The sequence below is a fragment of the Mobilicoccus pelagius NBRC 104925 genome, from assembly GCF_000247995.1.
In the GTDB taxonomy this organism is placed as follows: Bacteria; Actinomycetota; Actinomycetes; order Actinomycetales; family Dermatophilaceae; genus Mobilicoccus; species Mobilicoccus pelagius.
Genome location: NZ_BAFE01000073.1, coordinates 113,052 through 130,751, shown reverse-complemented (window position 1 = coordinate 130,751; position 17,700 = coordinate 113,052). Strand labels below are relative to the sequence as shown.

The window sequence follows — 17,700 nt, the reverse complement described above, 5'->3', positions numbered from 1 at the left end:
CGGTCCCCGCCCGTGCCGCGCGCGGTGACGTAACGGATATGCAGTGGCGTGAACGGTGGGGGAGCGCCACACTCGATGACCATGAACACCACGTCCTCGCAGGTCACCGGCGCGCGTGCCCGCCCGTCGTTCCCGCAGCCGCTGCCCGGCGCGGAGAACACCGTGCTGTGGGCCGACCTCGACGCGATCGAACCGTCGGCGCAGCAGCAACTCCGCAATGTTGCCGCCCTGCCGTGGACGCGTCGACTCGCGGTGATGCCCGATGTGCACTTCGGGTACGGCGCGACCGTCGGGTCGGTCATCGCGATGGAGGGCGCGGTCGCCCCCTCGGCGGTCGGCGTCGACATCGGGTGCGGCATGGCCGCCGTGCAGACGTCCCTCACCGCCGAGGACCTGCCTGACGACCTCGGCCCGCTCCGCGCGGCGATCGAGGCGGCGATCCCCGTCGGATTCCACGCCCACGACGACGCCGCCGACCTTCGTGACGACCCCGGTCTCGCCTCGCGCGTCTCGGCGCACCTCACGGGATTCCGGGAGCTGCGCGCACCCCGCATCGCCGACCGTCGCAGCCGCGCGATCGCGCAGTGCGGCACGCTCGGCGGCGGCAACCACTTCATCGAGGTGACGGTCGACCAGGACGGTCGGGTGTGGCTCATGCTCCACTCCGGCTCCCGCAACATCGGCAAGGAGCTCGCCGAGCGGCACATCGACGCGGCGAAGGGGCTCGAGCACAACGTCGGTCTGCCCGACCGCGATCTCGCCGTGTTCCTCGACGGCACGCCGCAGATGGACGCCTACCTCCACGACCTCCACTGGGCGCAGGAGTACGCGCTTCTCAACCGGGAGTCGATGCTGGTGCTCCTCGAGGGCGTCGTGCGACGCGTCTTCCCCGGCGTGACGTTCTCCGGGCGGGTCACGTGCCACCACAACTACGTCGCACACGAGACCTACGACGGGGTCGATCTCGTCGTCACCCGTAAGGGCGCGATCCGGGCGGGGCGGGGCGAGCTCGGCCTCATCCCGGGGTCGATGGGCACCGGTTCCTACGTCGTCCGGGGTCTCGGCAACGAGGCGGGGCTGTGCTCGGCGTCCCACGGCGCGGGTCGCCGCATGTCGCGGAACAAGGCGCGCAAGTCGTTCAGCGTCGAGGACCTCGCAGCCCAGACCCGCGGGATCGAGTGCCGCAAGGACGCCGGGGTCCTCGACGAGATCCCCGGCGCCTACAAGGATCTCGCCGAGGTCATCGAGGCGCAGACGACGGGGCCGAGCCCGCTCGTGGAGGTCGTCACCAAGCTCGACACGATCCTCTGCGTCAAGGGGTGAGTGCCGTGCCCCAGCCGTCTACGCCCACCGAGGACGACCTCCTCGCGCGCGTCGTCCGCATCCACGCCGCGGACGACCCGGTCTCGTGGCCCCCGCCGCGGTCGTTCGACGACATGCCGCGCGAGGAGGAGTACTCCCGCGTCACCGACCCGGCCCGCTACCGAGTGCTGCGCACGCGGGCGCGGGCCTGGGCGCGCGTCCTCGCCGACGTCCCCGGCCTCGCCGTCGAGCCTCTCGAGCCGGGGGAGAGCGACGGGGGAGGCCTCCCCGTCGTCGAGGCCTGGCGCGTGAACTGCACCCGAGAGCGGACGGCGGTCATGCACCTCCTCGTCCACGACGCCCCGGACGCGACCCTGGCCGCGGAGGACATGACCCCGCACGTCGTCCTCGCCGTGCGCGCCCGCCCCGGCGACGTCCCCGCCTCGGACACGGGGGAGGCCGTCGACGTCGCCCTCGTCCCGGACTGCGGGTGCGACGCCTGCGACGGTGGCTCGGAGGACCTCCTCGAGGCCCTCGACCGTCAGGTCCTCGACGTCGTCACCGGGCCGGTCGTCGCCCTCCGGCACCCGGACTGGTCGGCGCTCGTCACCCGATCGAGCGAAGGGGTGTCGAGCGGATCCGCGGCCCCGCTGCCCGGCCACGGGGACGCGGTGCGGTGGTGCCGGCAGGCCCTCGCCGGGGACGTCGCCGACCTCCCGCCCGGTGCGACCGTCGCCGTCGCCGGAGTGCCCTGGGATGTCCTCGCCTGAGCCCGCTGCCGAGGTCGACGCCCCGACGCACGTGCGAGCCCGCGGGAGCGCGCGGAGACAGGCGGGCGGCGGGCCGTCTCGCGCATCGGTGACGGGGGAGACGTCCGGGGCGAGGTGGGGCGCGGCGCGGTCGAAGGGTTGTCGGAGGTGGCCCCTACGATGTGCGACGTGCCTACGAATGACGCTCCTGCCCGCCCCTCCCGCGACCGTCTCGTCGTCCGCGGAGCCCGGGAGCACAACCTCAAGGACGTCTCGATCGACATCCCGCGGGACGCGCTCATCGCGTTCACGGGGTTGTCCGGCTCGGGCAAGTCCTCCCTCGCGTTCGACACGATCTTCGCCGAGGGGCAGCGCCGCTACGTCGAGTCCCTCTCCGCCTACGCGCGGCAGTTCCTCGGGCAGATGGACAAGCCCGACGTCGACTTCATCGAGGGCCTCTCGCCGGCGGTGTCGATCGACCAGAAGTCGACGAGCCGCAACCCGCGCTCCACCGTGGGCACGATCACCGAGGTCTACGACTACCTCCGGCTGCTCTTCGCGCGCGCCGGCCGCCCCCACTGCCCGACGTGTGGCGAGCCCATCACCCGGCAGAGCCCGCAGCAGATCGTCGACCGGCTCCTCACCCTGCCCGAGCGCACCCGGTTCCAGGTCCTCGCGCCCCTCGTCAAGGGACGCAAGGGCGAGTACGTCGAGCTCTTCTCCGAGCTCCAGACCAAGGGGTACGCCCGCGCCCGTGTCGACGGCGAGGTGGTCTCGCTGTCGACGCCGCCCAAGCTCGACAAGCAGCGCAAGCACACGATCGAGGTCGTCGTCGACCGTCTCGTCGCCAAGGGCGCCGACGACTCCGCCAAACAGCGACTCACCGACAGCGTCGAGACCGCCCTCGGTCTCGCCGACGGCGTCGTCGTCATCGACTTCGTCGACATCGACACCGACCCCACGCGGGAGGAGCTCGAGGAGAACCCCGCCGCGCTGCCGAGCGAGCGCCGGTTCTCCGAGCGCATGGCCTGCCCCAACGACCACGTCATCGACGCCGACGAGGTCGAGCCGCGCTCCTTCTCCTTCAACAGTCCCTTCGGCGCCTGCCCCGCGTGCACCGGCCTCGGCACCGAGCTCGAGATCGACCCCGAGCTCGTCGTGCCCGACGAGGACCTCTCCATCCGCGAGGGCGCCGTCGCCCCGTGGTCGCAGGCCTCCGGCGTCGCCGACTACTTCCTTCGGGTGCTCACCGCCCTCGCCGACGACCTCTCGTTCTCCCTCGATGCGCCGTGGAAGGCGCTGCCCAAGCGCGCCAAGGACGCCGTGCTCCACGGCCACAACCACAAGGTGCACGTGCGGTACCGCAACCGGTTCGGCCGCGAGCGGCAGTACTCGACGGGTTTCGAGGGCGCCATCCCGTTCGTCCGTCGTCGCCACGCCGAGACGGAGTCCGACCTCTCCCGTGAGCGGTACGAGGGCTACATGCGGGAGATCCCCTGCCCGGTGTGCAAGGGGGCCCGTCTCAAGCCCGAGTCCCTCGCCGTGCTCCTCGGCGGCCGCAACATCGCCGAGGTCAGCGGTCTCGCCATCGCGGAGTGCGCGGAGTTCCTCGCCACCGTCGAGTTGAGCAGCCGCGAGGCGGCCATCGCCGAGCGCGTCCTCAAGGAGATCCAGGCACGCCTCGGGTTCCTCCTCGACGTCGGCCTCGACTACCTCTCCCTCGACCGTCCCGCCGCGACGCTCTCCGGCGGTGAGGCCCAGCGCATCCGCCTCGCCACCCAGATCGGTTCGGGCCTCGTCGGCGTCCTCTACGTCCTCGACGAGCCATCGATCGGCCTCCACCAGCGCGACAACAACCGCCTCATCGGCACGCTCACGCGCCTGCGCGACCTCGGCAACACCCTCATCGTCGTCGAGCACGACGAGGACACGATCTCCACCGCCGACTGGGTCGTCGACATCGGCCCCGGCGCCGGAGAGCACGGCGGCGAGGTCGTCCACTCCGGCACGGTCGCCGATCTCAAGCGGTGCGAACGCTCGATCACCGGCCAGTACCTCTCCGGCCGTCGCGAGATCGAGGTGCCGCAGCACCGCCGCGGCGTCGACCCCGAGCGACAGATCGCCGTCGTCGGCGCGCGGCAGAACAACCTCCACGACGTCGACGTCTCGTTCCCCCTCGGCGTGCTCTGCGCCGTCACCGGCGTGTCCGGCTCGGGCAAGTCGACCCTCGTCAACGACATCCTCTACACCGTCCTCGCGAACAAACTCAACGGCGCCCGTCAGGTCCCCGGCCGCCACAAGACCGTCACCGGCCTCGACCAGCTCGACAAGGTCGTCCACGTCGACCAGAGCCCCATCGGCCGCACGCCGCGCTCCAACCCCGCGACGTACACCGGCGTCTTCGACAACGTCCGCAAGCTGTTCGCCGAGACGACCGAGGCGAAGATCCGCGGCTACCAGCCCGGCCGTTTTTCCTTCAACGTCAAGGGCGGGCGCTGCGAGGCGTGCTCCGGCGACGGCACGCTCAAGATCGAGATGAACTTCCTCCCCGACGTCTACGTGCCGTGCGAGGTGTGCCACGGCGCCCGGTACAACCGGGAGACCCTCGAGGTGCGGTTCAAGGGCAAGAACATCGCCGAGGTGCTCGACATGCCGATCGAGGAGGCCGTCGAGTTCTTCGGCGCCGTGCCCGCGATCGCCCGTCACCTGCGCACCCTCACCGACGTCGGCCTCGGCTACGTCCGCCTCGGCCAGCCCGCCCCCACCCTCTCCGGTGGTGAGGCGCAGCGCGTCAAGCTCGCCTCCGAGCTCCAGAAGCGCAGCACCGGCCGCACCGTCTACGTCCTCGACGAGCCCACGACTGGCCTCCACTTCGAGGACATCCGCAAGCTCCTCGGCGTGCTCCAGGGCCTCGTCGACAAGGGCAACACCGTCCTCGTCATCGAGCACAACCTCGACGTCATCAAGAGCTCCGACTGGATCGTCGACCTCGGCCCGGAGGGCGGGTTCCGTGGCGGCAGCGTCGTCGCCGAGGGCACCCCCGAACAGGTCGCGGCCGTTGCGGTGAGCCACACCGGACGCTATCTCGCGCCCGTCCTCGCCCGTGCCGGTCACGTGCCCGACGTCCTCCCACCCGCCGAACCCGTCGCCCGCGGCGGCAAGCTCGCTTCGGCCAAGGGCTCCGGCTCGACCAAGGGCAAGAAGCTCGCGACCTCCTCCGATGCGTCGAGCTCGACGAGCTCGACGAGCTCGTCCGAGGGCACCCCGGCCAAGCACACGTCGAAGGCTGCGGCGAAGAGGACCACCACGGCCGCGAAGGGCGACACGACGCCGTCCGACGACGAGGCGCCTCCGCCGCCCCGACGGAGCCGCAAGGCGGCCGCGATCGCGCGACGCACCTGACACGGGACCGGGTGGGGACCTCCGGCCCGGCTCGTCGCGACTCCCCCGGAGGGTCCTGCGGGATGCCTACAGTGGCCGCAGGGGCGGCGCGACCGTGTCGTCCGAGAGCGCGACGAGAGGACCGACGTGACCGAGCTCCAGTCCACCCCGGTAGTCACCACCGAGCACACCCCCACCGGCGTAGGGGCGGAGACGAGGCCCTCCCGGCGCACGGTGCTCCGCATGGTGGGCGTCGGCGGGGCGATCGCGACGGTTACGTTCGTCGCCGGCTGCGGCTCGAAGGACGAGAAGAAGGGCGGCGCGGCCTCGCCCGAGGAGACGCAGAAGGTCCAGACCGCCGTGCAGAAGGCCGTCTCGGCCGGGCAGGTGCCCGTCGGGGGCGGTCTCGTCCTCGAGGACGTCGGCGCCGTCGTCACCCAGCCCTCGGCGGGGGAGTACAACGTCTTCTCGACGTACTGCCCGCACGCCGGTGGCCGCGTCACGGCGATCGAGGAGGGCTCCGGCCGCCCCGTCTGCGTCCTCCACGGCAGCGTCTTCGATTCCAAGAGCGGTGAGGTCGTCGCCGGTCCGTCGCCGGCCGGGCTCACCCGGTACGACGTCGCGCTCGGCGGGGCCACTCCCACGAGCTGACAGGTCCTCGACGTCACGCCCGAGGAGGGGACGACGGGTCGTCGGTGCCGCGTCCTACAGTGACGGGCGTGGCAGACCCCTCGACCTATCGTCCCCGCCCGGGTGAGATCCCCGTCGACCCCGGCGTGTACCGGTTCCTCGACAGCGAGGGGCGGGTCATCTACGTCGGCAAGGCCAAGTCCCTGCGGGCCCGTCTCTCGTCGTACTTCCAGGACGTCGCGGGGCTCCACCCGCGCACGCGCAGGATGGTGTTCACCGGGGCGCGTGTCGAGTGGACCGTCGTCTCCACCGAGGTCGAGGCCCTCCAGCTCGAGTACAGCTGGATCAAGGAGTTCGAGCCGCGGTTCAACGTCAAGTACCGCGACGACAAGTCCTACCCCTACCTCGCGGTGACGATGGGGGACACCTACCCGCGCGCCCAGGTGATGCGCGGGAAGAAGAAGCCGGGCACTCGCTACTTCGGGCCGTACACGCACGCATGGGCGATCCGCGAGACCCTCGACCTCCTCCTGCGCGTCTTCCCGGTGCGCACGTGCAGCAACGGTGTGTTCCGCCGGGCCGAGCAGGTCGGACGGCCGTGCCTCCTCGGGTACATCGAGAAGTGCTCGGCGCCCTGCGTCGGACGGGTGAGCGAGGAGGAGCACCGCGACATCGCCGCGGACTTCTGCGACTTCATGGCGGGCGACACCGGCCGGTTCGTCACGCGCATCGAGCGGGAGATGAAGGAGGCGGCCGCCGACCTCGACTTCGAGCGTGCCGCCCGGCTGCGCGACGACCTCGGCGCCCTCACGACGGCTCTCGAACGGTCCGCCGTCGTCCTGCCGGACGCCACCGACGCCGACGTGTTCGGACTCGTCGGCGACGAGCTCGAGGCCGCGGTCCAGGTCTTCCACGTCCGCGGCGGCCGCATCCGCGGCCAGCGCGGGTGGATCCTCGAACGCTCGCAGGGCCTCGACGACACCGACGAGGCGCTCATGGAGCAGCTCCTCGGCCAGGTGTACGGCGACGGCGGCGAGGTCGTGCCGCGCGAGGTCCTCGTCTCGACCGCGCCGCGGGACGTCGACACCGTCGCGGCCTGGCTCACCGAGCGCCGAGGCGCCGCGGTCGAGGTGCGGGTGCCGCAGCGCGGCGACAAGCGGGCGCTCATGGAGACGGTGACCCGCAACGCGACCCAGGCGTTGAGCCGGCACAAGGTCGCCCGCGCGGGCGATCTCACGGCCCGCAGCAAGAGCCTCGAGGAGCTCCAGGAGACGCTCGAGCTCGACGAGGCCCCCCTCCGCATCGAGTGCTACGACGTCTCGCACGTGCAGGGCACGAACGTCGTCGCGTCGATGGTCGTCTTCGAGGACGGGCTGCCGCGCAAGAGCGAGTACCGCCGGTTCATCGTCCGCGGCGACCGTCTCGAGAACGGCGAGGCCGCGCAGCCGGGCGCCCCGGTGCACGACGCCATGGCGATGGCCGAGGTCCTCCGCCGACGGTTCCGTCGGCACCGGCAGGACCCGTCCGGCATGAATCCGGCCGGCGTGGAGGAGCCCGAGGGCGCGGCCTACGACCTCGACCGCGACGTCGCGCCCGCCGCCGCCACGGTCGCGCCTGCGGCGCCCTCCCAGGCACAGGGCGGCTCGGGAAGGGCCGCACCGGTCGTCGCCCCCGGCGTCGACCCCCGCACCGGGCGCCCGCAACGGTTCGCCTACGCGCCGCAGCTCGTCGTCGTCGACGGTGGTCGCCCGCAGGTCGAGGCCGCAGCGCGTGTCCTCGACGACATGGGGGTGGACGGTGTCGCCGTCGTCGGCCTCGCCAAGCGCCTGGAGGAGGTGTGGCTGCCGGGGGAGGAGTTCCCCGTCATCCTGCCGCGCACGAGCGAGGGACTGTTCCTCCTCCAGCGTCTCCGCGACGAGGCGCACCGCTTCGCCATCACGTTCCACCGGCAGCGACGCTCGAAGGCGATGACGGCGAGCGAGCTCGACGGGATCCCCGGCCTCGGCCCAGCTCGGCGCGCGGCCCTGCTCGCCGAGTTCGGCTCCGTCAAGCGCATCCGGGCCGCGACCACCGAGGAGGTCCAGGCCGTCCCCGGCATCGGTCCGGCCCTCGCGCGGTCGATCTCCGACCGCCTCGCGGGCTCGGCGCCCGCCCCCGCGGTCGACCTGCTCACCGGTGAGGTCCTCGACGACACGCCCCCGGAGCGTGGGGTGCAGGATGGAGGAACACCGGCGGCCGACGATGAGGGAGCCGACCCGACCGGGGACGATGCCGTGACCGAGCGTGAGGAGACGACATGACCGATCGGACGACCCACAGGACCACCGGCGACCACACGACCGAGGCGCCCGCGCGTACGGCCGCGGACGTCGCCGCGGAGGAGGTGGACGGCGAGGAGCACCGCAGCGACCTCATCATCCTCACGGGGATGAGCGGCGCCGGTCGCAGCACGGCGGTGCACGCGATGGAGGACCTCGGCTGGTACGTCGTCGACAACCTGCCGCCGAGCATGCTCCCGCAGCTCGCCGGCCTCGTCCGTCGCAGCCCGGCGGTGCACCGCCTCGCCGCGGTCGTCGACGTGCGTACCCGCGGGTTCTTCGACGCGTTCACCGAGGCGTTGACGACGCTGCGCGCCGAGGGGCACCACCCGCGCGTCGTCTTCGTCGACGCGAGCGACGAGTCCCTCGTCCGCCGGTTCGAGAGCGTCCGTCGACCGCACCCCCTCCAGGGCGACGGCCGACTCCTCGACGGCATCCAGGAGGAGCGGTCGCGCCTCTCGGACCTGCGCTCCCAGGCCGACCTCCTCGTCGACACGAGCGGCCTCAACGTCCACCAGCTCACCGCCAAGGTGCGGGAGATGCTCGGTGGCGCCGCGTCCGCCCGACTCCGCATCGCGATCGTCTCGTTCGGGTTCAAATACGGCGTCCCCCTCGACGCCGACACGGTCTTCGACATGCGGTTCCTGCCCAACCCGTACTGGATCCCGGAGCTGCGCGGCCACACCGGCCTCGAGAAGCCGGTCGCCGACTACGTCTTCGCCCAGCCGGAGGCGCGGGAGTTCATCGACCGCGCCGTCGACCTGATGGAGCCCATGCTGGCCGGCTACCTCAAGGAGGGGCGCCGCTACATCACCATCGCCGTCGGATGCACGGGCGGCAAGCACCGTTCGGTCGCCGTCGCCGAGCGGCTCGCCGAGGAGCTCCGCACGCCCGCCATCGCCACCCTGCTCTTCCACCGCGACCTGGGGCGCGAATGAGACCCCACGTCGTCGCCCTCGGCGGCGGGCACGGCCTCGCCGCGTCCCTCTCCGCCCTCCGGCACGTCACCGACCACGTGACGGCGGTCGTCACGGTCGCCGACGACGGCGGATCGAGCGGGCGCCTCCGGGAGCAGTACGACATCCTCCCGCCCGGCGACCTGCGCATGGCCCTCGCCGCGTTGTGCGACGACTCCGAGTGGGGCCACCTGTGGCGCGACGTCCTCCAACACCGGTTCGGCGGCGAGGGGGAGCTCGCCGGGCACGCCGTCGGCAACCTCCTCATCGTCGGGTTGTGGGACCTCCTCGGCGACGCCGTGAGCGGTCTCGACCTCGTCGGACGCCTCCTCGGGGCGCGGGGGCGGGTGCTGCCGATGGCGGCCGTCCCGCTCACGATCACCGCCGACGTCACCGGTCTCGACGCCGAGCATCCCGAGGTGGCGACCCTCGTACGCGGTCAGGCCGCCGTCGCGAAGACACCCGGCCAGGTCCGGGAGATCCGCCTGGACCCGCCGGAACCGCCGGCGCGGCCCGAGGCCCTCGACGCACTGAGGGAGGCCGACTGGGTCGTCCTCGGTCCGGGTTCCTGGTACACGTCCGTCATGCCGCACCTCCTCGTGCCGCAGCTCGCCGAGGTCCTCAGCGCCACCCCCGCGCGGCGCATCCTCACGCTCAACCTGCAGATGCACACCTCCGAGACGCAGGGGTATTCGGCTGGGCAGCACCTCGACACGCTCCGCGCGCACGCCCCGGACATGCGGATCGACGTCGTCCTCGCCGACCCGCGCGTCGTCGACGACCACGAAGCCCTCGCCGCGCACGCGCGGCAGCTCGGGGCGGAACTCGTCGTCGCGCCGGTGTCGCGCACCGACAACCCCGTCGAGCACGATCCGCTGCGTCTCGCCGCCGCCTACCGCGACGTCATCGAGTGACGGGCGGACGCCGCGCCCGCCCGTCGAGGTGGGTCACGCGGCGTCCCAGAGCCGTGCTCGAGGGGGTGATTCGGGCCGTGGTGCAACGGCATTCGCAGAGTGGGGCCCGGCGGATGGCAGGATGACCCCCATGGCGATGACTGCGAAGGTGAAGGACGAACTCTCCCGTCTCGTCGTGACCAAGCCCTGCTGTCGCAAGGCCGAGGTGTCGGCGATGCTCCGGTTCGCGGGTGGGCTCCACATCGTCGGGGGACGCATCGTCGTCGAGGCGGAACTCGACACGGCCGCGGCCGCGCGGCGCCTCCGCACCCACATCGCCGAGGTCTACGGCATACACAGCGACCTCCTCGTCCTCGCCCCGGGCGGGCTGCGCCGCACGAGCCGTTACGTCGTCCGGGTCATCACGGACGGAGAGGCCCTTGCCCGGCAGACGGGTCTCGTCGACCTGCGGGGTCGCCCCGTGCGCGGTCTACCGCCGCGGGTCGTCAACGGCGCGGCGTGCGATGCCGAGGCCGCCTGGCGCGGCGCGTTCCTCGCGCACGGCTCGCTCACCGAGCCCGGCCGGTCGAGCTCGATGGAGATCACGTGCCCCGGGCCGGAGGCCGCCCTGGCGCTCGTCGGTGCGGCACGGCGCCTCGGGATCGGCGTCAAGGCGCGGGAGGTCCGCGGGGTCGACCGTGTCGTCATCCGTGACGGCGACGCCATCGGCGCGATGCTCACCCGCCTCGGCGCGCACGACGCCGTCCTCGCGTGGGAGGAGCGTCGGGTCCGCAAAGAGGTCCGCGCCACCGCCAACCGTCTCGCCAACTTCGACGACGCGAACCTGCGCCGCTCCGCGCGGGCCGCGGTCGCCGCCGGTGCCCGTGTGGAACGCGCGTTGGAGATCCTCGGCGAGGAGGTCCCCGACCACCTCCGCACCGCCGGTGAGCTGCGGCTCGAGCACCGACAGGCGAGCCTCGAGGAGCTCGGTGCCCTCGCCGACCCGCCGATGACGAAGGACGCCGTCGCGGGGCGCATCCGCCGGCTGCTCGCGATGTCCGACAAGGTCGCGGCAGAGCGCGGCATCCCCGGCACGGAGGCCAACCTGACCGAGGACATGCTCGACGCCTGAGGCTGTGGGAGGCGCGGGCGCACGCTCATCGCTCGGGCCCTTCGACCGTGAGGGACGTGCGACGCCCGACGAGGCGGCCGGGCGTCGGCGCCGTGCTGCGTCCCGTGACGCGGGAGACGGTCGACGATGCGGCGTGTCCATGACGGCGGCGTCGGTTTGAATGGCGGCATGACGATCTTCGGCTTCCACGCCTCGCACGAGCAGATCGCCCCGAGCCGACTCCTCGCCGACGTGCAGCTCGCCGAGATCGCGGGATTCGACGCGGCGATGTGCTCCGACCACTTCGCTCCGTGGAGCTCGCGGCAGGGCCAGGCGGGGTTCACGTGGTCGTGGCTGGGGGCCGCGATGGCGTCGACGAACCTCTCGTTCGGCACGGTCTCGGCGCCGGGGATGCGCTACCACCCGGCGATCCTCGCGCAGGCGTCGGCGACGCTCACCGAGATGTTCCCCGGCCGGTTCTGGATGTGCCTCGGCACGGGCCAATGGATGAACGAGCACATCGCGGGCGAGCGGTGGCCCAGCAAGGACGAGCGCGACGCCCGGCTCATGGAGTGCGTCGACATCGTCCGGCGCCTGCACCGCGGCGAGACGGTCACGCACCGGGGCCTCGTCACGGTGGAGAACGCCAAGCTGTGGACCTTGCCGGCCGAGCCGCCGCTGCTGTTCCAGCCGACCCTCTCTGAGGGCTCCGCGGCCCGCGGCGCGACGTGGGCCGACGGCATCGTGACGATCAACCAGCCGCCCGAGCGACTGCGCCGCATCGTCGACGCCTACCGCGACGCGGGCGGCGACGGCGAGCTCGTCCTGCAGGTCCACGTGTCGTGGGCGCCCACGTCGGAGGAGGCGTGGGCGATCGCCCGCGACCAGTGGAGCAGCAACGTGTGGAGCACGGTCACGGCCACGGACGTGACGACCGCCCACCTCGAGGACGTGAGCCGCGGAGCCACCGACGAGATGATCGGGCGCGCCTGCCTCGTCGACCACGACCTCGGGGGCCTCACCGCCCGCATCCGCGAGCTCGTCGACCTGGGCGGGTTCGACCGCGTCTACCTGCACCACGTCGGGCAGGAACAGCGACCCTGGATCGAGGCCGCCGGCGAGCACGTCCTGCCGGACCTGCGCTGACCGACTGCGCCGACCGGCCGGCTCGTTCACGCCCACCGACCCCACCCGCACCACGAGGAGAGCACATGCGCATCACCGACACGAGTGACATGTGGTGGAAGAACGCCGTCATCTACAGCCTGGACGTCGAGACGTTCCAGGACGGCAGCGGGGACGGCGTCGGTGACTTCGCCGGCCTCGCCCGCCGCATCGACTACCTGGCCGAACTGGGCGTGACGTGCCTGTGGCTCATGCCGTTCTACCCCTCGCCCGACGAGGACGACGGCTACGACATCACCGACTACTACGGCGTCGACCCGCGGCTCGGGACGCTGGGCGACTTCGTCGAGGTGACCCGCACGGCCCACGACCGCGGCATGCGCGTCATCGTCGACCTCGTCCTCAACCACACCTCGGACGAGCACCCGTGGTTCAAGGAGTCCCGCAAGAGCACGGACAACCCGTACCGCGACTGGTACGTGTGGCGCGACACCGACCCCGGTGACACCTCCGACAAGGTCGTGTTCCCCGACGAGGAGGACTCGATCTGGGAGAAGGACGACAAGACGGGGGAGTGGTACCTGCACAACTTCTACCGGTTCCAGCCCGACCTCAACATCGCCAACCCGGCGGTGCGCGAGGAGATCGCACGCATCATCGGGTTCTGGACCCAGCTCGGCGTCGACGGGTTCCGGGTGGACGCGGTGCCGTTCATCCTCGAGACGACGGGCTACACGGGGGAGGAGAAGAAGGAGCTCGGCGACCCGATGGACTTCCTCCGCGAGACGTGCGCCCTGCTGCGGCGCCGCACGGGGGACGGGATCCTGCTCGGCGAGGTCAACGTGCCCTACGAGGACCAGTACGAGTTCTTCGGCGCCGAGCGCGGCGACGGCCTGGCGCTGCAGTTCGACTTCATCGGCATGCAGAAGATCTACCTCGCCATGGCCCGCCACGACGCCCGCCCGATCGTCGAGTCGCTCGAGAAGCGGGCGAGCTTCCCCCTGGCCCGGCAGACGCAGTGGGCCAACTTCCTGCGCAACCACGACGAGCTCACGCTCGACAAGCTCACCGACTCCGAGCGACGGGAGGTGTTCGACGCGTTCGGTCCACAGGAGAACATGCAGGTCTACGATCGCGGCCTCAAGCGCCGCCTGCCCCCGATGCTCGACGGCGACCCGCGCCGCATCCGCATGGCGTACTCGCTGCTGTTCTCGCTGCCCGGCACCCCGTCGATCTTCTACGGCGAGGAGATCGGCATGGGCGAGAACCTCGCCGAGGAGGGTCGGATGGCGGTCCGCACCCCGATGCAGTGGACGTCGGAGGAGGGCGCGGGCTTCTCCAACGCGCCCCGTCGCCGCTGGGTCGCGCCGTTCCCCGACGGCGGGTACGCCCCGGACCACGTCAACGTCGCGGATCAGCGCCCCGATCCGGAGTCGCTGTACGGGTTCGTCCGCACCCTGATCTTCCTGCACCGTCGCCACCCCGAGCTCGGCTGGGCGCCCACCGAGGTCGTCGACGTCGGCGACCCCGCGGTGCTCGTCCTCGCGGCCCGCGGCGAGGACGCGATCGTCGTCACGGTGCACAACCTGAGCCCCGAGGGGCGCACCGTCTCCGTGTCCGTCCCGCGGGTGGAGCCCGACTCCCGACTCGTCGACCTGTGGGAACAGGAGCCGCTGCCCGTCGACCCGAAGAAGCGGTTCGAGGTCCAGCTCGACGGCTACGGGTGCCGCTGGTTCCGCATCCAGAGCCAGGCCGACACCCGCCTCTACTGACGTCGGAGCGGCACCGGCCGCCCGCCCACGCCTCGGGCACCACGCCCCGGCACCACGCCCCGGGCACCATGCCCCGGGCACGAGAAAGCCCTCCCCGACCTCGATCGGGGAGGGCTTTCGCGGCGTCGGGGAGGAACGGCTCAGGCGTCGGTCGGCGCCGTGTCGTCCCGCTCCTCGTCCTCGACGGGGCCGTCGAGGTACCGGCCCGCCTCGTAGTCGTAGTCGACGGGGTCGCCGTGCTCGTCACGGCGCTGGTACCACTCCGTCATCGCTCGCGTGTCGGAGTCGATGTCGTCGCCGGCGCCGGCCCCCTCGGGCGCGACGGCCACGGCGAGGACGAACCGGTCGCCGTAGCGGCGCACACCCTCCCGCACGGCGAGGCCCACGGCCTTGTCGGCGTACGCGCGGCGCAGCACGACCGGGTCGGTACGCAGATCCAGGGCGAACGCGACCATCATCGCGACCATCGCGACGGCGAACGGCAGGGCCGAGACGACGATGAGGTTCTGCATGCCGGTGAGCGCCTCCTGGCCACCCGCGAGGATCATCACGACGGCGATCGCCGAGAGGAACAGGCCGAGGAGGACGACGATCCCCGCGCTCGGGTGAGGACGACCACGCTGGCTGAGGCTCCCCATGACGACCGAGGCGGAGTCGGCGCTCGTGACGAAGAAGACGGTGAGCATGAAGAGCACGACGAACGGCGTGACCTGCGCGAACGGGAGGGCGTCGAGGAGGATGAAGAGCGCGTCCTGCGCGTTCGGAGCGGACGCGACGTCGGCGGCGCCGGACTCCTGCATCCACATCGACGTGCCTCCGTACACGCAGAACGACAGCAGGCACACGAGCGACGGCACGATGATGACGACCGTGACGAACTCGCGCAGCGTGCGACCGCGGGAGATCTTCGCGACGAACATGCCGACGAACGGCGACCACGACACCCACCACGCCCAGTAGAAGATCGTCCACGTGCGGAGGAACGCGGCCTCCTTCTCGCCGTAGGACGCCGAGTACGCGATGAGGCCGAGGGTCTGGCCCAGGTAGTCGGCGACGACGGAGGGGGTGAGGTTCGCGAGGAACAGCGTGGGGCCCGCGACGAAGACGAAGAACGCGGTGAGCACGGCGACCGTCATGTTGATGTTCGACAGGTAGCGGATGCCGCGGTCGATCCCGCTCACCGCCGAGGCGACGAACGCGACGGTGAGGAACGCGACGATCGCGATGAGCATGCCGTTGCCGACGCGCCCGATGCCCGTGACGACCTGGAGCCCCCGCCCTATCTGGAGGGCACCGATGCCGAGCGCGGCTGCCGTGCCGAAGAGCGTGGCGATGATCGCGAACACGTCGATGAGGCGGCCGGGCAGGCCCTGCGCCCCACGCCGGCCGATGAGCGGCTCGAAGATCGAACTCATGAGGACGGTGCGACCCCGCCGGTAGGCGCCGTACGCGACCGTCGCGCCGACGAGGGCGTACATCGCCCACGCCTGCGGGCCCCAGTGGAAGACCGTCTGGACGAGGGCCTGGTGCATCGCGCGACGCGTTTCCGGGTCGGCCGTGCCGGGCGCCGGTTCGAGGTAGTACTGCATCGGCTCGTACGGGCCGAAGAACAGCAACCCGATGCCCATGCCGGCCGCGAAGAGCATCGACACCCAGGAGACGGTCGAGAACTCCGGCTCCTCCCCGTCGAGGCCGAGCGGGATCGTGCCGTACCGGCTGAACCCGATGAAGAGGAGGGAGAAGAGGACGACGGCGGCGAGACCGCTGAAGAACCAGCCGAAGTACGTCGTCACCCAGACGATCGCCGCCTCGGACCCGCGGGAGAGCCCCTGCGGATCGAGGACCCCCCACGTGACGAACGCGAGGATGCTCGCCGCGACGAGCCTGACGACGACCTTGTCGGTGCGGTAGTCGTACCGCTGCTCGTCGACCGACACGCCGGGCACGAGCACGGGGTGGATGCCGTGCGGATAGGCCCCCGCCATCGACGTCTGGCGGAGGAAGTTCGTCGCGGAGCGGCGCCAGCCGAGAGGAGTCGCCGGGCGTCGGCCGGGGGCGGGGACGCCGACGGGGGAGGGGGATGGCGCGGCGCCGGCCGTCCCGGGCGAGGTGGAGCGCGGAGGACGTGGCTCGTCGGCTCGGGTGCTCATGACCCGTCAACATATGGGGCTCGGCCCGCCCCACCGGCCCGGACCACGCACAACCACCTCGGCGCCCCGCGCCCGGCCATCCCTGCAGGGCACGCCGAGAAGGGACTTTCGGGCCCCACGAGTGGAAGGACCAGTGGGTATCGCCTAGGGTCGAAGTGTCGTACGAAGGCGTGCGACCTCCGTCCCCGACGTCTCCGCCGCGGCGCCCCCGGTGCCGGCCCGGTGACGCGAGGTCGAGAACGCAATCCCTGAACCATTACAGGAAGGCCTCACCGTGACCGTTCGCGTAGGTATCAATGGCTTCGGCCGTATCGGACGTAACTTCTTCCGGGCCGTCGTCGCCTCCGGCGCCGACGTCGAGATCGTCGCCGTCAACGACCTGACCGACAACAAGACGCTGGCGCACCTGCTCAAGTACGACTCGATCCTCGGCCGCTTCCCGGGCGAGGTCACGTACGACGAGCAGTCCATCACGGTCGACGGCAAGAAGATCCTCGCCTTCGCCGAGAAGGACCCGGCCCAGCTTCCCTGGGGCGAGCACAACGTCGACATCGTCGTCGAGTCGACCGGCTTCTTCACCGATGCCACCAAGGCCAAGGCCCACGTCGACGCCGGCGCCAAGAAGGTCATCATCTCCGCCCCGGCGAAGAACGAGGACATCACCATCGTCATGGGCGTCAACGACGAGAAGTACGACGGCTCGCAGACGGTCATCTCCAACGCGTCCTGCACGACGAACTGCCTCGCCCCCATGGCCAAGGCCCTCAACGACGGCCTCGGCATCGAGCGCGGCCTCATGACGACGATCCACGCGTACACGCAGGACCAGAACCTGCAGGACGGCCCGCACAAGGACCTCCGTCGTTCGCGCGCCGCCGCCCTCAACATGGTCCCCACGACGACGGGTGCGGCCAAGGCCGTCGCCCTCGTCCTCCCCGAGCTCAAGGGCAAGCTCGACGGCTACGCCATGCGCGTGCCCACGCCCACCGGCTCCGCCACCGACCTCACCTTCGAGGCGTCCCGTGAGACCACCGTCGAGGAGGTCAACGAGATCATCAAGAAGGCCGCCGAGGGCGTCATGAAGGGCAAGCTCGTCTACACCGAGGACCCGATCGTCTCCAAGGACATCGAGACCGACCCGGCCTCCTGCATCTTCGACGCCGGCCTCACCAAGGTCATCGGCACCACGGTCAAGGTGCTCGGCTGGTACGACAACGAGTGGGGCTACTCGAACCGCCTCGTCGACCTCACGGTCCTCGTCGGTTCCAAGCTCTGAGCATCCGGCCCTGAGCCGAGCATGACTCACCGCCGAC

12 protein-coding genes are annotated in these 17,700 nt (G+C 71.5%); 11 read left to right on the top strand and 1 reads right to left on the bottom strand.

Annotation, left to right across the window (positions count from 1 at the left end; all coding sequences use genetic code 11):
- Positions 1 to 81 precede the first annotated feature (81 nt).
- The 10 genes from MOPEL_RS11130 (at position 82) to MOPEL_RS11085 (ending at position 14,237) form a co-directional block, all read left to right on the top strand.
- Positions 82 to 1,323 (top strand): RtcB family protein, encoded by a 1,242-nt coding sequence (locus MOPEL_RS11130; RefSeq protein WP_009483008.1) that lies wholly within the window; start codon positions 82 to 84, stop codon positions 1,321 to 1,323.
- A gap of 5 nt (positions 1,324 to 1,328) precedes the next feature.
- A complete protein-coding gene (locus MOPEL_RS17785) occupies positions 1,329 to 2,072 on the top strand; it encodes a DUF6226 family protein (RefSeq protein ID WP_009483007.1) in 744 nt (247 codons plus the stop codon).
- Positions 2,073 to 2,231: 159 nt separating this feature from the next.
- Positions 2,232 to 5,453, top strand: coding sequence for an excinuclease ABC subunit UvrA (gene uvrA / locus MOPEL_RS11120; RefSeq protein ID WP_009483006.1), 3,222 nt, complete (start codon positions 2,232 to 2,234; stop codon positions 5,451 to 5,453).
- 126 nt (positions 5,454 to 5,579) lie between these two features.
- Complete coding sequence (locus tag MOPEL_RS11115) at positions 5,580 to 6,083, top strand: Rieske (2Fe-2S) protein (protein ID WP_009483005.1); 504 nt, start codon at positions 5,580 to 5,582, stop codon at positions 6,081 to 6,083.
- Positions 6,084 to 6,151: 68 nt separating this feature from the next.
- Complete coding sequence (gene uvrC / locus MOPEL_RS11110) at positions 6,152 to 8,362, top strand: excinuclease ABC subunit UvrC (protein ID WP_040634187.1); 2,211 nt, start codon at positions 6,152 to 6,154, stop codon at positions 8,360 to 8,362.
- Entirely contained in the window at positions 8,359 to 9,318 is a 960-nt protein-coding gene (rapZ, locus tag MOPEL_RS11105; RefSeq protein WP_009483003.1) for an RNase adapter RapZ, read from the top strand. Before uvrC ends, rapZ begins: the two co-directional genes overlap by 4 nt.
- Entirely contained in the window at positions 9,315 to 10,250 is a 936-nt protein-coding gene (locus MOPEL_RS11100) for a gluconeogenesis factor YvcK family protein (protein WP_009483002.1), read from the top strand. Before rapZ ends, MOPEL_RS11100 begins: the two co-directional genes overlap by 4 nt.
- A gap of 130 nt (positions 10,251 to 10,380) precedes the next feature.
- A complete protein-coding gene (gene whiA, locus MOPEL_RS11095) occupies positions 10,381 to 11,361 on the top strand; it encodes a DNA-binding protein WhiA (RefSeq protein WP_009483001.1) in 981 nt (326 codons plus the stop codon).
- A 168-nt stretch (positions 11,362 to 11,529) separates the two neighbouring features.
- Positions 11,530 to 12,486, top strand: a complete 957-nt coding sequence (locus MOPEL_RS11090; RefSeq protein WP_009483000.1) for a TIGR03885 family FMN-dependent LLM class oxidoreductase — start codon at positions 11,530 to 11,532, stop codon at positions 12,484 to 12,486.
- A 65-nt stretch (positions 12,487 to 12,551) separates the two neighbouring features.
- A complete protein-coding gene (locus MOPEL_RS11085; protein WP_009482999.1) occupies positions 12,552 to 14,237 on the top strand; it encodes an alpha-amylase family protein in 1,686 nt (561 codons plus the stop codon).
- A 140-nt stretch (positions 14,238 to 14,377) separates the two neighbouring features.
- On the opposite strand, the gene MOPEL_RS11080 is transcribed toward MOPEL_RS11085, so the two are convergent.
- Complete coding sequence (locus MOPEL_RS11080; RefSeq protein WP_141631313.1) at positions 14,378 to 16,387, bottom strand: BCCT family transporter; 2,010 nt, start codon at positions 16,385 to 16,387, stop codon at positions 14,378 to 14,380.
- Positions 16,388 to 16,661: 274 nt separating this feature from the next.
- Between MOPEL_RS11080 and gap the strand changes: the two genes are divergently transcribed.
- A complete protein-coding gene (gap, locus tag MOPEL_RS11075) occupies positions 16,662 to 17,663 on the top strand; it encodes a type I glyceraldehyde-3-phosphate dehydrogenase (RefSeq protein ID WP_009482997.1) in 1,002 nt (333 codons plus the stop codon).
- The last annotated feature ends 37 nt before the right edge of the window (positions 17,664 to 17,700 follow it).